17 protein-coding genes are annotated in these 14,798 nt (G+C 53.7%); 9 read left to right on the top strand and 8 right to left on the bottom strand.

The window, feature by feature from the left end; genetic code table 11:
- Positions 1 to 103 precede the first annotated feature (103 nt).
- A complete protein-coding gene (locus TGAM_RS05920) occupies positions 104 to 754 on the top strand; it encodes a zinc metalloprotease (protein ID WP_048811192.1) in 651 nt (216 codons plus the stop codon).
- Positions 755 to 811: 57 nt separating this feature from the next.
- On the opposite strand, the gene pgsA is transcribed toward TGAM_RS05920, so the two are convergent.
- Complete coding sequence (gene pgsA / locus TGAM_RS05915; protein WP_015858780.1) at positions 812 to 1,381, bottom strand: archaetidylinositol phosphate synthase; 570 nt, start codon at positions 1,379 to 1,381, stop codon at positions 812 to 814.
- Between the two features lie 5 nt (positions 1,382 to 1,386).
- The gene (locus TGAM_RS05910) at positions 1,387 to 1,923 is read right to left on the bottom strand and encodes a tRNA (cytidine(56)-2'-O)-methyltransferase (RefSeq protein ID WP_015858779.1); all 537 of its coding nucleotides are present in this window, start codon (positions 1,921 to 1,923) and stop codon (positions 1,387 to 1,389) included.
- Between the two features lie 55 nt (positions 1,924 to 1,978).
- On the opposite strand from TGAM_RS05910, the gene TGAM_RS05905 reads away from it, so the two are divergent.
- Positions 1,979 to 2,758: an SAM hydrolase/SAM-dependent halogenase family protein gene (locus tag TGAM_RS05905; RefSeq protein WP_015858778.1), complete on the top strand. Its 780-nt coding sequence runs from the start codon at positions 1,979 to 1,981 to the stop codon at positions 2,756 to 2,758.
- Positions 2,759 to 3,322 carry a nicotinamide-nucleotide adenylyltransferase gene (locus TGAM_RS05900; protein ID WP_015858777.1) on the top strand — a complete coding sequence of 188 codons (564 nt, stop codon included), beginning with the start codon at positions 2,759 to 2,761 and terminating at the stop codon, positions 3,320 to 3,322.
- Here the strand turns inward: TGAM_RS05900 and TGAM_RS05895 are convergent.
- Complete coding sequence (locus tag TGAM_RS05895; RefSeq protein ID WP_015858776.1) at positions 3,319 to 4,503, bottom strand: MFS transporter; 1,185 nt, start codon at positions 4,501 to 4,503, stop codon at positions 3,319 to 3,321. The two genes, TGAM_RS05900 and TGAM_RS05895, sit on opposite strands and share 4 nt — an antisense overlap.
- A gap of 114 nt (positions 4,504 to 4,617) precedes the next feature.
- On the opposite strand from TGAM_RS05895, the gene TGAM_RS05890 reads away from it, so the two are divergent.
- Positions 4,618 to 5,925 carry an ATP-binding protein gene (locus TGAM_RS05890; RefSeq protein WP_015858775.1) on the top strand — a complete coding sequence of 436 codons (1,308 nt, stop codon included), beginning with the start codon at positions 4,618 to 4,620 and terminating at the stop codon, positions 5,923 to 5,925.
- 3 nt (positions 5,926 to 5,928) lie between these two features.
- On the opposite strand, the gene TGAM_RS11355 is transcribed toward TGAM_RS05890, so the two are convergent.
- Complete coding sequence (locus tag TGAM_RS11355) at positions 5,929 to 6,069, bottom strand: hypothetical protein (protein WP_238516182.1); 141 nt, start codon at positions 6,067 to 6,069, stop codon at positions 5,929 to 5,931.
- A gap of 434 nt (positions 6,070 to 6,503) precedes the next feature.
- Between TGAM_RS11355 and TGAM_RS05885 the strand changes: the two genes are divergently transcribed.
- The gene (locus tag TGAM_RS05885; protein WP_015858773.1) at positions 6,504 to 8,153 is read left to right on the top strand and encodes a hypothetical protein; all 1,650 of its coding nucleotides are present in this window, start codon (positions 6,504 to 6,506) and stop codon (positions 8,151 to 8,153) included.
- Here TGAM_RS05885 and TGAM_RS05880 read toward each other — a convergent pair.
- Entirely contained in the window at positions 8,082 to 8,843 is a 762-nt protein-coding gene (locus tag TGAM_RS05880; protein WP_015858772.1) for a 6-hydroxymethylpterin diphosphokinase MptE-like protein, read from the bottom strand. The genes TGAM_RS05885 and TGAM_RS05880 overlap by 72 nt on opposite strands.
- On the bottom strand, positions 8,840 to 9,304 hold the full coding sequence (locus tag TGAM_RS05875; protein WP_015858771.1) for a DUF5615 family PIN-like protein: 465 nt from the start codon (positions 9,302 to 9,304) through the stop codon (positions 8,840 to 8,842). The genes TGAM_RS05880 and TGAM_RS05875 overlap by 4 nt, the downstream gene beginning before the upstream one ends.
- Positions 9,305 to 9,352: 48 nt before the next feature.
- Here TGAM_RS05875 and TGAM_RS05870 point away from each other — a divergent pair, with 48 nt between their 5' ends.
- From TGAM_RS05870 to TGAM_RS05860, 3 genes are read left to right on the top strand one after another with little or no spacing between them, the layout of a single operon-like run.
- Complete coding sequence (locus TGAM_RS05870) at positions 9,353 to 9,769, top strand: HEPN domain-containing protein (protein ID WP_015858770.1); 417 nt, start codon at positions 9,353 to 9,355, stop codon at positions 9,767 to 9,769.
- Positions 9,741 to 10,118 (top strand): nucleotidyltransferase domain-containing protein, encoded by a 378-nt coding sequence (locus tag TGAM_RS05865; protein WP_015858769.1) that lies wholly within the window; start codon positions 9,741 to 9,743, stop codon positions 10,116 to 10,118. Before TGAM_RS05870 ends, TGAM_RS05865 begins: the two co-directional genes overlap by 29 nt.
- A 45-nt stretch (positions 10,119 to 10,163) precedes the next feature.
- The gene (locus TGAM_RS05860) at positions 10,164 to 10,913 is read left to right on the top strand and encodes an MBL fold metallo-hydrolase (protein ID WP_015858768.1); all 750 of its coding nucleotides are present in this window, start codon (positions 10,164 to 10,166) and stop codon (positions 10,911 to 10,913) included.
- Positions 10,914 to 10,938: 25 nt separating this feature from the next.
- On the opposite strand, the gene argF is transcribed toward TGAM_RS05860, so the two are convergent.
- On the bottom strand, positions 10,939 to 11,886 hold the full coding sequence (argF, locus tag TGAM_RS05855) for an ornithine carbamoyltransferase (RefSeq protein ID WP_015858767.1): 948 nt from the start codon (positions 11,884 to 11,886) through the stop codon (positions 10,939 to 10,941).
- A 244-nt stretch (positions 11,887 to 12,130) separates the two neighbouring features.
- Here argF and thyX point away from each other — a divergent pair, with 244 nt between their 5' ends.
- The gene (thyX, locus tag TGAM_RS05850; RefSeq protein ID WP_015858766.1) at positions 12,131 to 12,886 is read left to right on the top strand and encodes an FAD-dependent thymidylate synthase; all 756 of its coding nucleotides are present in this window, start codon (positions 12,131 to 12,133) and stop codon (positions 12,884 to 12,886) included.
- A 199-nt stretch (positions 12,887 to 13,085) separates the two neighbouring features.
- Here thyX and pheT read toward each other — a convergent pair whose 3' ends face one another.
- The gene (gene pheT / locus TGAM_RS05845; RefSeq protein WP_015858765.1) at positions 13,086 to 14,792 is read right to left on the bottom strand and encodes a phenylalanine--tRNA ligase subunit beta; all 1,707 of its coding nucleotides are present in this window, start codon (positions 14,790 to 14,792) and stop codon (positions 13,086 to 13,088) included.
- Between the last annotated feature and the right edge of the window lie 6 nt (positions 14,793 to 14,798).

Here is a 14,798-nt window from a genome sequence, read left to right as displayed (position 1 = left end):
CTCATCCCCCGCGGTTTCCCGGGGGCGGGAGAATATACACCCACGTGCTTAAATCCCTTTTCACTCGGCAAAAGTTTAATAACTATTTAGAGTTTCTCACTACATGCGAGCCGGGGCCAAGGGAGAACTAACCTACGTGGGAGCTACCTACATAGGAAACTTCATGGATAAAGAGCTCATATTTGACATCTTCGACAGGGTAAACCGCTATTTGGTCCGGAGCGATCTTCCCGTCAGGTTTCTCTACCTCGGAAAACTCGAGGTTGGCCCCGGTTACCTCATCAACATTCCTGTGGGAGATACGCACGTCAAGGGCTATCCCCTAGAGGCCGTAATTGAGGCCCTCTATGCCCGCCTTCTCCAGGAACTCAACAAGGACGAGACCTTTCCTATGAGACGCATCTTCGGCCTGACCACGTTCCCCCTCGTCTCGAGGAACAGGTACTTCCATATGTACGACAAGTTCCTCGGTTTTCAGCAGGAGATACTCGGCATGAAGATAATGGTCCTCTCCATGAAACCCTTTGAGTCGAACAACCGTGAACTGATGGTCGAGAGGATATTCAAGGGCGTCCTCCACGAGTTAGGTCACAGCTTTGATCTCGACCACTGCACCGGGGAGTGCGTTATGAACCCCCCAGCAACGCTTCGCGAATGGGATGAAAGGCCCCCCGCATACTGTCCCTCCTGCATGAGGAAACTTCAGGGGGCGGTCTCGGCGGAAATAGTGCTCAAAAAGGGAAGGGGTCGGTAACGGCAGGGCTCTTCATCGGAGCCTCAGATAGCGAAATTCTCGTCATTCCCCTCTTCTTCACTTCAGCCTCTGATATGCGACGTAAAACCTCTGGACGACGGTTATCCACGCGAGTATTCCGACGATGTAGACGCCATATCTAACGTATTCTGCCCCGAGGAACGAAAATAGCATGAGGATTATCAGCCTCTCCGCCCTCTCGGCTATGCCAACGGCGAGCTTTCCGGAGCCAGCTAACTCGGCCCTGCAGCGCTCGTAGCTGACGAGGTAGCTTCCCATGAACGTCAGGAAGGCAGCGCGCCAGTCGGCGAGGCTTCCGAGCGCGATTCCAAAGAGCACCGTGCCGTCGCTTATCCTGTCGAAGGTCGAGTCGAGAAATGCCCCGAAGCGGCTCGTCTTCCCGGTCAGCCTCGCCAGCGTTCCGTCGAGGGCGTCAACGAGCGAGCCTATGAGGAGCGTTAAAGCCGCTAACCTCGGCTCGCGGAGGTAGTAGAGGTAAGCCGAGAGCAGGCTTAGTAGGAGGCCTATCACAGTAACCGCGTTCGGCGTTAGCCCGGCCTTTGCGAGGGGTTTAACTATCGCCTCAAGGTAGCCCCTGACGTTCTCCCGATACCTGTTGAGGACCATTTCCTTCACCCGTCGAGCTGGATTACCCTCTTCCCCCTTTCCTGCGGAATGATTTTGAGCTTTGCCCCCTCGAACTCCTTCCTGAGGCCCTCGCCGTCGAGGAGCCTGTCGAGGAAAACCGCCAGAGCGGCAACCTCACTGTGGGGCTGGTTGCCAATTGCCACGTTGTAGTGGGCCAGTTCGTAAACGTCTCTCGGAACCTTCTCGGCACCGACGACGATGAGGAAGTCCTTTCCGGCCTTCAGCTCCTCCTTAAGCTTCGGCATTGCGTCGTCTATGTGCACCCCGTACATCGTCAGGTGGACTATAACGCCCCTCTCGCGCCACTCCCTCAGGATTTTCTTCCAGCTGGGGTTAAACTCTATCTCAAACGGCCCTCCCCATCTCCTCACAACGTCCTCGACGCTCTCCCTGACGTGCTCGTCCTCGTCCGCCGAGATAATAATTTTATCAGCCCCGAAGGCCCTCGCCGTTAGGGCGACGTGGGTTGTGATCCTCTTGTCTCTCTCAGGCCTGTGACCGAGTCTTAAAACGACTATCATCTCAACCCCCGCAACCTCTTAAAGGGTTGCCAATAAATCCTTTCCGGTGATGTGGATGATAACTCTAACAACGGACTTCGGGCTCAGCTCCCCATACGTCGGCGAGATGAAGGTCGCGATGCTCCGGGTTAATCCCGACGCAAAGCTCGTTGATGTTACCCACGCGGTGACGAGGCACTCGATACTCGAGGGCTCCTTCGTCATGGAGCAGGTGGTTAAGTACTCGCCTCCCGGAACGGTTCACGTTGGAGTCATTGATCCGGGCGTCGGGACCGAGAGGAAGGCGGTTGTAATCGAGGGCGACCAGTGGCTGGTCGTTCCCGACAACGGATTGGCTACCCTCCCGCTCAAGCACATAAACCCGAGACGCGCCTGGGGGATAGACTTTGGGAGGATTAAGCGCTTTACCGGGTGGAGGATAAGCTCGACCTTTCACGGGAGAGATGTTTTCGGACCGGCCGGCGCGCTCATAGAGAAGGGAGTTTCTCCAGAGGAGTTCGCGGAAGAGATTCCCCTCGATTCGCTGGTCAAGCTCGACATTGAGCCGAGGAAGGAAGGCGACCTCTGGGTTCTGAAGGTAATCTACATTGATGACTTCGGCAACGTCATCCTCAACCTCGAGGACTACGGGAAGCCGGAGGCGGTTGAGCTACTCGACTTTGGACTTAAGATTCCCTACAGAGAGACCTACGGCCAAGTGGAGCCCGGAGAACTGCTTGCACTCCCGGGAAGCCACGACTACCTTGAGATTGCCGTCAACCAGGGAAGCGCGAGCGAGAGGCTCGACTTGGGTGTTGGGGATGTTGTTAGGGTGAAGCTGATTGGAGGTGATTGAATGAAGCGCGGTCTATTCGTCGGCCGTTTCCAGCCCGTCCACAACGGGCACATGAAAGCTTTGGAGTTCGTCTTCTCGCAAGTTGACGAGGTCATCATCGGAATCGGGAGCGCACAGGCAAGCCACACCCTCAAGAACCCCTTCACGACGAGCGAGAGGATGGAGATGCTGATAAGGGCCCTTGATGAAGCTGAGTTCCCCAAGAAGCGCTACTACTTGATTCCGCTCCCGGACATCAACTTCAACGCCATCTGGGCGACCTATGTGGTCAGCATGGTGCCGAGGTTTGACGTCGTCTTCACAGGGAACTCTCTGGTTGCCCAGCTCTTCCGCGAGAAAGGCTACGAAGTGATAGTCCAGCCGATGTTCAGGAAGGACATCCTCTCGGCGACCGAGATAAGGAAGCGCATGGTCGAGGGCAAGCCATGGGAGGAGCTCGTACCGAGGAGCGTCGCCGAGTTCATACGGGAAATCAAGGGTTGCGAGAGGATTCGTATGCTCGCGACCAATCTCGAGAAGAACGAGAAGGAGTTGCAGGCGCCGATAAGGATTCCGGAGTTTTAAGAGGGACTCGGTGCTCCCCTCTCTCTTTTTCTGCTCAGCTTCGCAAACATAGCCCCGGCCATTAAAAACAGCCCGAAGCTTACAGCGTAGGGCAGCGTTGGATGAATGCTCGCCAAAGCCCCGGCAACGAAGGGTGCGAAGAGGCCGAAGAGCTTTCGATAACTTGATATAGCCGCGTGGAACTCGCTGGCCTTCTCCTTTGGAATCAGCTTGAACATCCAGGAGCGGTAGAACGGGAACCAGAATGTGTTCCCGAAGTCGCCGACTGCGTAAACAACAAGAGCGAGCCAAAATGGAGGAGACAGGGCCATAACCAGAGCGTAGAAGGCGTTAATCAGCATGCCGACCCCTATCGCCTGGAATCCTTTCCCCTTCGGAACCCTCTCGCTGGCGTAGGTTCCTATTATCGATGCCAAACTGCTCGCGCAGGCTATCAGAGTTACCTCGAAGACGGTCTTGTGGAGCACGAAGACGACGTAGTTTATCAGCACGATTTCCGGAGCTAAGAACCAGGCGAGTGTGAAGAGCGTTTCGAACGCTATGAGGAGCTTGAACTCGCCAGCCTTGAAAGTGAAACCCTCGGGCGTTATCCTCTCCTTCCTACCGACCGAGGGCAGAAAGAACCAGATGTAGGCCACTGTGACGGCCGAAAAGAGGCCGAAGAGCAGAAAAACCCGGCGGTAGCTTTCAGGCCCAGGATAGACGTAGCCGAGAAGGTAACCCATAATCGGAAAAGTAATCAGCCTCGATATCTCGGGCAGACGGAGGTGCCAGGCGAAGATTTCCTCGTATTTGTCCTCCGGGTAAATTATCTGCTCGTAGGCGCGGTAGAGGGGATAGAGAACCGTCGAGAGCTTTTCGATGGCCCTACCTGCGAAGAGCATAATAGGGGCTATGGCTCCCTTCGCGAGGCCGTACATTACGTAGGCAACCCCATCGAGTATGTCTATCGCGATTAGGCCCTTTTTGATATCCCAGCGGTTGAAGAGCCTGCCGAAGAGGTAAGTTAGCGGAATCGTGGCGATGTTGACCGCTGTGAAGAACGCCCCAACTTCTAAAATTGAATAGCCGGTTTCCATGAGGTAGAGCGGGAAGAGCGCCCAGATTATCAGGCCAGGGGTTATTAGTGTGTGGTAGAGGATGTAGGCTTTCGCTCCCCTCGGAATCTCGCTCCAGCGCATCTGAAGCCCCGTTCAGATTCCATGCCGTGTTTAAAAATATTGGCTTGGCGGGGGAGTAACGCTTGAGGTAAGGTTTATAAATTTGGTCATCCAAATGACCAAATAGGTGGGATTATGGTTCAACCAGATGACTTTATTGTACAGCACCTCGTGAACATCCGAAACTTGCTCGGTGCCTACAACAAGCCCCACAAAAGGATGTCGTACGGTGATCTCTCATCAAAACTTACGGCGTACCTTGAGATGGGAGCCCCCGATACAGTTCTCCTGCTCGGAATACGGGGAGTTGGGAAGACTACCCTTCTCGCCCAGCTGTACTTTGAAGCCATTAAGAGAACGAGCCCGAACAACGTTCTTTACTTGTCCTTAGATAGGTTGAGGGCCCTAGGCCTGGAACTGCTGGAGGTAATCAACGCCTACAGACGGCTCGTCCAGCCCAAGAAGGCGGTGATCCTGCTCGATGAAGTTCAGTACGAAAGGGACTGGGACTTAAAGCTGAAACTCCTCCACGATGAGAAGCGGTTCCTCATAATTGCAACGGGCTCATCGGCAATCAAGCTCAGGGAGAGCCCCGACCTCGCGAGGAGAGCACTGCACAGGGAGCTCTTCCCGATGACGTTTAGGGAGTATTACCTTCTCAAAACCGGTCGTGAAATTCCTGAGCTCATGGGGAGAATCCTACGGGGACAGGAAGTTCCGATGCCTCCAGTAACGGAAGACGTTGAACTCTACGTTAGGGCCGGGTCAATGCCCATGATCCTGGAAATGGATGAGCGAGAGGTTTACGAAAGACTGAGCACCATGCTCGACAGGGTCATCTACCGTGACCTGAGGGACGTGCATGAGTTCGACACTGAAACGCTCGATCGGGCCTTCGACCTGCTTCACCTGCTTGCAACACCGAAGGGAGAGCGCTTCAGCTACGAGAAACTTTCGAAAACCCTTGGACTGGCAAAGGGGACGGTTATTAAGCTGGTGGACGCCCTTGAGAAAGCTGGGCTCGTGCAGAGAATTTCCCCCTGCGGTTCGCTCTCAAAAGCGAGGAGAAAAAGTCCAAAAATCAAGTTTATCGCCGTTCCAATCAAGTCGGCCCTACTCTTCGGTTCCGGCTTCAGCCTCGGAAAAAAAGATGTATTCGCCTCATTGTTGGAGGACACCGTAGCGTTCTATCTGTTCCTCCTCGCAAAGTCTAGAAACGGCAAGCTCTGCTACGAACCCGGCAAAGGGGGGGCTGACTTCGTCCTTGAGCTTGGCGGGGAGAAAATCGTTATCGAGGTCGGCCTTGGCAAGATCCAGAGAAAGCAGGTTGAGAGGAGCATGGACCGCCTGAATGCAAGGAGGGGCTTAGTGCTGGGCGGAAAGTACGAGTTGGGCGAGAGGATAGTGTTTTACCCCTGGCAGACATTCATTGCAGGGTTTTAGATTTCATTTTCTGATGCATTTGCATTTTACGTAAACAAGCGCCGGCTCACCCCACTCAGGATACGGGTCTATCAGCGCGATTCTCACGAAGCGCCTCGTTTCATCGTAGGGCCTGTAACTTAAATCGCCCGGCGTCTTGACCAACAGTAACTCAAAGCCCCTCTCCCTCGCCCAGTCCTCAATGAAGTTGAGGAGTTTAGTTCCGATCCCCCGTCCTCTAAGCTCCCTCCTAACTGCATCCAGAGGATTTCAAGGGCTTTTTCATTAATGGGCTTCAAGGTTATGAAGCCTAGAACCTTGCTCTCCTCAAGGGCGACGAAAGTTCTTTCCACTCTCAAATCCCGCTCAATAGCCTGAGGCCTGCCTCGTTGAACCACTCCGGCAAAGCCCTAGCCGTCTCAATGCATTCGAGCACCTCTGTTTCTGAGCGGAGCTCCTTGATGGTTATCATATTTCAAGTTCGGAGCTTCCTTTTAAAATCTGTCGAATCGTTCGGGGAAATTTTGTCGGATTTGATGAATTTTTAGTCAAGAAAAAGTATTTTAGCCAAAAAGTTGTAGAAAATTTGAGGGTTATCCATGAGGTGGCTCGCACCGCTCGTAGCCCTGATGTTGATGCTCTCCTCAACCTTTGCTTCAGCCTTGGAATTTCAGTACACGATCAAAGGGAGCTCAATGGATTCCTTTGACCCCTATTACACGCTCTACTCAGACAACCGGGTACTAATTGCAGGTATCTACAGCAAAGGGCTGAAGAATCACCTCGCGCTAATCGAAGTGACTCCCGACGGAACGGCCTTTGGGGGTGAGATGCTGTCCATATCCGTTGAGGACGGCGAGACAATAAACGTGAACCCCCTTGCCCTGCATCCGATCCTGCTGAAAGCTCCCACCGGCTACTATCTGATCGTCGAAGCCCACTCAAAGAAGACTGAAGGCTTTGACGGCATCTTGATCCTCAGGCTCGATGACGACCTGAACGTCCGCTGGGGAGAGCTGATTTCAGCCTACGTGAACAAAACCTACGGGGGAACTTCAAAACTGGTTCGGGCCCACATCTACCCGAGGGACGCCGTGCTCGATGGTAAGTACCTCTACATCCTCGCAAAGCTTGGAAAATGGGCAGTCGTCCTGAAAGTCTCGGTGGATGAAAATGTGAAACCCCTCTATGGGAAGGTTCTGTGGGCCAGGGGCATCAAAGTAACCTTTGGCCTTGAGCCGAAGGAGATGCTCGTCGATGGAAACCGGCTGTATTTCATCTCAACCAACGCCGAGACCGCAATAGGCGGGGCAAGGATAATTCTCACCGAGATGCTGACCAACGGGACGGTGCTCAGCGTTCTCAGCTACTCCCACCACCGCTCCCAGGAGGGAGGGCACTTACTCTACGCCAGCGGGATAGCCAGGGGAGGAGACGGTTTCTACATAATCGGCACGTACGAAACCGAAATCAACAGGACTTCCGTTAAGTTCCCGGCGGTGATAGAGATAGCCCGGAACGAGAGCCCCGTCTGGGGAAAGATCGTCAAAGAACCGGGCCTTGTGACAAACCGCTTCACCGTCTCCGGAAATTCCCTCTACCTCGGTGAAATAGGCACCTGGGTTGCAGGAGCGAAGAGGTTCATGGGCAGCGTCGTCCTCATCGAGATGGACGGTTCCGGATGGATAAAGCGGGCGCTCGCGTACGAGCCCGCTACATTCCGATCAATCAGTCTCGTCAGAGATATCTGGGCGAAAGAGGATACTGTGATCGGGACGATCGGACTGACCGGTTCCCGGAGCGTGATTCTCTTTGCTGTAAACGGAGACGACCCCTGCTGGAAGAACGCCGAGCTCAGCGAGGAGGATTTCGAGCTGAACTTCCATTCTGTCGATCCTAGATATTACGAGATTTCCGACGTTGCGTTTCAGGTTCTGTCAGGAGTAAGGGCAGAGAAAACAGAACTGGAGCTTAAAGCCTCGCAACTCTGCACGGGCCAGAACAAAGAAACGGATACAATGAGTGAAACAAGAACACAGACTTCCACCACTCACAGCCAGCACTCGACAACCTCAAAGAGGCACTCCTCAAGCTCTAGCACTTCTGTGACAACGACAACTTCAGCGACGTCGCTATCTGGATCCTCATCGAGCACTGAATCAGAAACTTCAAAGGGATCAGAGGGCATCTGCGGACCGGCCGCGTTCCTGTTGCTCCTTCCCTTCCTTCTGGGTAGGAGAAGGAATTAGCATTTTTATTCTTGCCCGCCCGTTTTTCTCAAGCCACGTCAACAGTTCCCTCGCGAACTCGAACTTCTTGCGCTTGCTCTCCCATACCGGTGAGTGCCTCCTAAGATAGGGCTTACTCCACTTTCCAACGATTTCGCCAAAGTCAAAGCCGACAAGGACGATTTCTCTCGCTCCAAGTTCCTCAGCTAAAAAAGCGGCCCTATCTCCATCGGTGAAGCCGCCGAAGTTGTAGATTATATCGAGGGGCTCGGCTTGAGTCGTTCCGAGAATTCTCGACAGGAACGGAACGTATGAGACGAGCTTATCTTTGTTGTCTCCGTGTGCGTGAACCACGAGGAGAGAACCCCGATCGTTGGCGAGCTTTATATCAGGAATCCTCCCGTCGAGGTCGGTAACGATTACGTCCGGAATAAGCCCGAATTCGAGTAAAGCCGTCGTCGCCCCATCGGCAGATATGAGCGTCCCGTCCGAGAAGTCGAACTCCCCTAAAGCGTTCTCAAGGCTCGGGCCCGCTCCAAAGACGTAAGCTTTCCGCCCGATTACCGCCTCAAGCTCCTCGCGGAGGATGTACTCATCTCCCTCAAGGAGTAACTCACGGAGTAGCTCGGCCGACTTCCGGTCTTCCTCGATTGAGTAGCCCATCTCCCTCACTATCCTCAGGTAAAAAGGTTTCCAGTCTTCCCACTTCATCGGGGATCCCTCAGCCTTCTATCTATTTTCAGCATCTCCCTCCACTGTTTTCCAGGCCAGTAGATTTGTCCACAGTTTTCGCAGACGTAGAACTCGTTGTAATTCTCGTAGACCTTTGAAGGAACCTTACCTTTAACGACCTCCTTTGGGACGGCCCTTATCGGCCCGTTGCATTTCGGACATCGTGCATTCGCTGGAAAGAGTTCTTTAAATTCAACGCCGAGGCGCTTCAGCTCTTCAACCTGCTCCTCAAGTGAGTTGGAGCGGAGGAGGAAGACCTTGACGCCGAGCTTTTCAGCTTTACGGGCAAGGGCCACGTCCTTGGTGAGGATTACCCTACCCTCTTTCCGGGCAACCTCGATTATCTCATCATCGTTCTCGATTCCGTAGAGGGTGTCGTGGCCGTAGAGGCGCAACCAGCGCGCTAATCTGCCAAGCATCATGTCGGCGATGAACTTCATCATCGAAAGGTATTAATGGGAAGCAGTTAAAGTGCTTCCGGTGGTGAGATGCACTACGAGGAGGTTGAGACACTTTTGAGGCGCTCCGGGGATTATCTTGAGCTGGCAAACGAGGCGTTTGAGCGTGAAAAGTATGATACTGCAGTGTTTTTGGCGGAACAGGCTCTCCAACTCTACCTAAAGGCACTCATCGTGAAATACTCCGGTGTGCGGCTCAGGACGCACTCAATAAGGGAACTGCTCAAAGGGGTGGGCGAGGCACTGGGCGCGGAGGACGAGGTGGTCGAGTTCGTGAGACAGAACAGGGGACTCCTCAGGGAACTGGAGGAGGCTTATACGGGCGCCCGCTACGAGCCGAGAATTTACTGTGAGGAAGACGCCAGAGATTTGATGGAGTTCGTCCTGAAGGTCATGGACTTCGTGGAGGGTCTCGTTGATGCGTTCGAAAGAAGAAGTGAGGAGTAGGCTAATCAGGCGGGGGAGAGAGCGCTACCTCATGATTAAGAACTACCGGAAGTATCTCCCAGCAATAAAGCGGGCGTGTGAGAAGGTGTTTGGTGAGTGCGAGCTCTACGTCTTCGGAAGCGTTCTCACCGGAAAGTTCACCGCAGGAAGCGACGTGGATTTGCTCATTAAGGTGAGGGAAGCCCCTCAGAGTCTGCGTGAGAGGGTAAAACTTGAGGTCAGAATCGAGGAACTCGCCGGCCTGCCGGAATATCATCCATTCGAGTTCCACATCGTTGATGAGAAGGGTTTCAGGCGATACGTCAATGTTCTAAAAGTTAAACCGGTTAAGGTCGAGCAACTTTTATAAGCGCGCATCCTATTTCACAACCATAAAATAATGGAGCTGGTCATCATGCTCGTTTACTTCATCGGCACCGGCGGGAGCGAGGGGATTCCGGCCCACCTCTGCACCTGCTCGACCTGCACCGAGGCGAGAAAGTTTGGCTTCGCCCAGAGAAGGCCCTCAACGCTCGCGGTAATCACAGACAACCGAAAAGCCGTTCTCTTCGACGTTGGAACCGACATCAGGGACTTTCTCAACGTCCCGCTCGAAGCGATTTTCTTGACGCACTGGCACCACGACCACATCTACGGACTCTACAAGCTCCGCTGGATGGCGAGGGGAACGGTTCTCTACGCGCCTAAGGGGAGCGCCGACGCGCTAATCCTGCAGGACCCGAAGAACCTCCGCCCGAGAATTTTAAAGCCCTTCGACACTCTCGAGGTTGATACATTAAAGATAACCACGCTAAAGCTGAATCATGGCGTTGAAACGCTCGGCTACCTCATCGAAGAGGATGGGAAGAGCGTGGCCCTGCTCTACGACACCAAAGGCCTTCCGGAGGAGACGCAGGAGTTTCTGGAAGAGAGGGCCCCGCTCAGGCTAGCGATTGTAGATGCGACCTATCCTCCGGGCTTTGACGACCCCTACCACAACAACGTTGACGAAGCGGCCGAACTTGGACTTAGATTGGCGGAGAGAACCGTTCTCAGCCACATCTCCCACAAGAACCTGCCGTTCCTTGAGCTGACCGACTACGTGAGAAAGAGATGGGGCACCCGGGTTCTGGTTGCATATGACGGTATGGTGTTTTACGTATAAGCAAAGATAAAAGAGCGAAAGGGTTTCAAACCTTTATCCCACCCATGACGAGGGCCATAACAGCTTTCTGGGCGTGCAAACGATTCTCGGCCTGGTCGAAGACGACGCTGTTCGGGCTGTCTATGACGTCGTCGGTGACCTCCTCTCCCCTGTGGGCCGGGAGGCAGTGCATGAAGATGTAGTCCGGCTTGGCGTGCTTCACGAGCTCCTTGTTGACCTGGAAGGGCTTAAATATCTTTCTCCTCTCCTCGGCCTCGGTTTCCTGCCCCATGCTCGCCCAGACGTCGGTGTAGATGACATCAGCATCTTTAACGGCCTTGACGGGGTCGTGGAGGAGCTCAAAGCTTCCGCCGCTCTCGGCCGCGTTCTGCTCCGCCCACTTGATGACCCTCTCGTCCGGCTCGTAGCCCTCCGGAGTTGCAACGACGACGTTCGCTCCAAGCTTGGTTCCGGCTATCATGAGGGAATGAGCCACGTTGTTTCCGTCCCCGACGTAGACGACCTTGAGGCCCTGAATCCTGCCCTTCTTCTCGAGTATGGTCTGGTAGTCAGCTAAAGCCTGGCACGGGTGGGAGAAGTCGCTCAGACCGTTGATGACCGGGACGCTCGCGTACTTGGCGAGGTCCTCGACATCCTTGTGGGCGTAGACCCTGGCCATTATCCCATCCACGTACCTGCTGAGAACCCTTGCCGTGTCGGCTATGGTCTCACCGCGCCTGAGCTGTAAATCGTTGGCGTTGAGGTAGAGGCCGTAGCCGCCGAGCTGGTAGATTCCAACCTCGAATGAAATCCTCGTCCTGGTCGAGGGCTTCTGGAAAATCATGGCTAGGGTTTTGCCCTCAAGAACGCGGTGCGGCTTGCCTATTTTGTTCCAGATTTTCATCATCTCAGCCGTCTTGAGAATAGTCTCGATCTCCTCCCTCGTGAAGTCCTGAAGGCAGAGAAGATCCCTTCCAGCGAGGCTAACCACCATGTGCATCACCGTTTAAGGCTGTTCCCAGAATTTAATAACCCTTTCGTCGAAGGAAATGCCGACTTTCAAAATGCATTGAGGAGAGACACCAGAAAAGTTTTCCAAATGTAACATCAAAATGACGAGAAGCTGATGATGAATGGGTCGAGTGGCATTCGTTAAAGCCTTCCTATGACACTCCGGCAAACTGGGAGGACAAACCGATATAAGCATCGTCCACCGCTTGAGTGAGGGGAAATCAACAATGGAAGGAATAAGAGTTAGACTTGTCAATTATACAAAAAAACCCCTCGAAACTGTCACCTGGGCAGCCCTCATAAGTTATTGGGACGAGTGGGAGAGCAAGGCCTTCGAGCGGATGACCGAGAATGACGTTGAGATGCACCTGCCAAGGGTTCTCGGATACGGCCACGAGAGCATTTTGGAGCACGCGGTTCTGACGTTCTCGATTGAAGGCTGTTCTCGTGTGTGTAGTCACCAGCTTGTAAGGCACCGTCTGGCGAGCTACACCCAGCAGTCAATGCGCTACATCAAGCTCAACACTGATGATGTGGAGGAGACATTTCTCATCCCTGGGAGTGTTAAAGAGAATCCAGAACTCTACGAAAAGTGGAGGGAACTGATGAGAAAGACCCTGGAACTCTACGAGGAGAGCATCAATGCAGGAGTTCACCAGGAGGACGCGCGCTTCATCCTTCCGCAGGCAGTCAGAACGAAGATAGTCGTCACCATGAACCTGCGCGAGCTTAAGCACTTCTTCGGCCTGAGGCTCTGCGAGAGGGCCCAATGGGAGATTCGCGAGGTGGCATGGAGGATGCTGGAAGAGATTGCCAAGAACGACGAACTCAGGCCGATTATAAGGTGGGCGAAGCTCGGGCCGAGGTGCATTCAGCTCGGTTACTGTCCCGAGAGGGAACTCATGCCCCCCGGCTGCTGGAAAAGGACGAAAGAAAAGTGGGAAGGGCTGGTTTCAAATAGATCCGATGATTCGTCGAAGTAACGAAATTTTTCCGCTCTTTTCTTCAGAATTGACAAAATTACAGCTCCATTGTGAAAAGATTGATAAAGACAAAGGATCAATCTGTCAATGGTGGGAAAATGGAAGGAGTCTTTGATGTTGAAATCCTTATCAGTGTCACAAACTTCGAGTTGATGTGTACCAAACTGGAAAAATGGTGGCAAAAAGAAGTTGGGGATTGCTAAAGGTAGGGCTCCGTGTAGAGAGGCCTGAGGAACAGCTCAAAGCCCGCAACGGGCATCTCGATTCCCCACTTTTCTAAAACAGATGGGTGGATTTCGCCGATTACGCCGATGGCTTTTCCTTTCACGATTACCTTTCCAACCCTGCCGGGGATGAAGCTCGGGTGCTCGACCTCCTCAAGCTCGTACTCGAAGCCGAGGTGGCGCATAACACTGTCAAGGATTTCCTTTGTGTCAGTGAAGGTAACCCTCGGCTGGGCCAGCACGACGGCAAGCTTGCTCTCGCTGACGGTCTTCGTTTCCCTGCTCTCGTCTATCAAAGTGGCCTTACCGACCTCGAAGAGCCTCTGCGGGTACTCTTCGTGGGTGTTCTGGCTCAGGAAGTCGAGTAAGCTTGGAAGGAGCCAGTTTCTAAGGGCGGACCACTTCGGGCTTATCGGGTTCTCTATCTCGACGAGCTCAGCGGGGGGATTGTTGAAGTAGTCCCTCCCGTATTCGAGGTTCATCTTTCCATACTGGGCTTCCCTGTTGGTCAGGTTGAAGGTCATAACCTCCTGGAGACCAAAGCCGACCATGAGCTCCCTAACCGCGTCCTCGAACTCGATAAACTTGTCGCCCCTGCCCTGAACCGCTAACTTAGGCTCCTCGGGCTCAATCTCGTTGTAGCCGTAGGCGATTAGGACGTCCTCTAAAACGTCCCTGGCGTGCATTATGTCGTCGCGGAATGCCGGATAGAGGAGCTTTGCTTTACCGTCCTCAAGGGTCACGTCGTACATCATCCTCTCAAGGAGGTCCTTGATTTCACCGTCGCTCAAGTCGAGGCCCGCAAGCTTCCTTATGTAGTCCAGCTCGACCTCGAAGGACTTGGGAGTTAAATTGGGCGTTTCAATCTCAAAGTCTGGATAAACGACTTTAACGCTCTTAATCCTTCCTCCGCGCTCCGCCAAAGCTGTGACAACGACATTAAGGGCAAGCATGACCTTGTTCAAATCCCAGCCGGTGACGTCGACGAAGACGTTCCTCGTTTCGGTCGTTACCCTTCCGGTCGTTTCGGAGTTGATTATCGGGGGCATCGAGAGGACTTTACCTTCGGAATCAACGAGGAGCGGATAGTAAGGCTTGTCCTTAATCAAATGCCCGTACTCCCTGCCCTTCTCGTGCTTTTCGAGGATTTCCTCCAGCGTAAGCTCCTCCTCGAAGCCGAGCGGGACGAACTTCTCGGTTTTCTCTGCCGCACGGTAGTATATTGGGGGCTTCACCTTGTCGAAGTCGAAGATACCGATGGCAACCTCTCTCCTTCTCCTCCCGAAGGTCAGAGCGACCTTCTCCTGGAGGTTAATCATCTGCTTGAGAGCCTCTTCGTCAAGCTTGAGGCATTCAACGATTGCGTAAACACCGTAGGGGCGGATGTCTTTCAGCTTCTCGTCAACGTAAACGGTAACGTCGCTTTTCTCGACCTCGTATTCTGGCAGGCCCCTCCTGAAGCCGAGCGCCCAGCGTATCTGCCTTGCTATGCCCTCGGCGCTCCAGAGGTCGGGCCTGTTGGTGTCCTTGGAGTCCGCTTTGAAGTAGATTTCACCGTTCTCCTCCCAGACGTCGTCGAGCTCGCATTTGGCGTAGAGGAAGAGGTCTTCCCACTCCTCGACAGTGAATTCTTTGCCAACGAGCCTCTCCAAATCCCGCTTTGACACGTCGAACTTTGGCATCTCCCA

This window comes from Thermococcus gammatolerans EJ3 (assembly GCF_000022365.1).
GTDB classification, from domain to species: Archaea; Methanobacteriota_B; Thermococci; order Thermococcales; family Thermococcaceae; genus Thermococcus; species Thermococcus gammatolerans.
The sequence above is the reverse complement of the archived record's forward strand: the minus strand, read 5'-3'. Positions and strand labels throughout refer to the sequence as shown.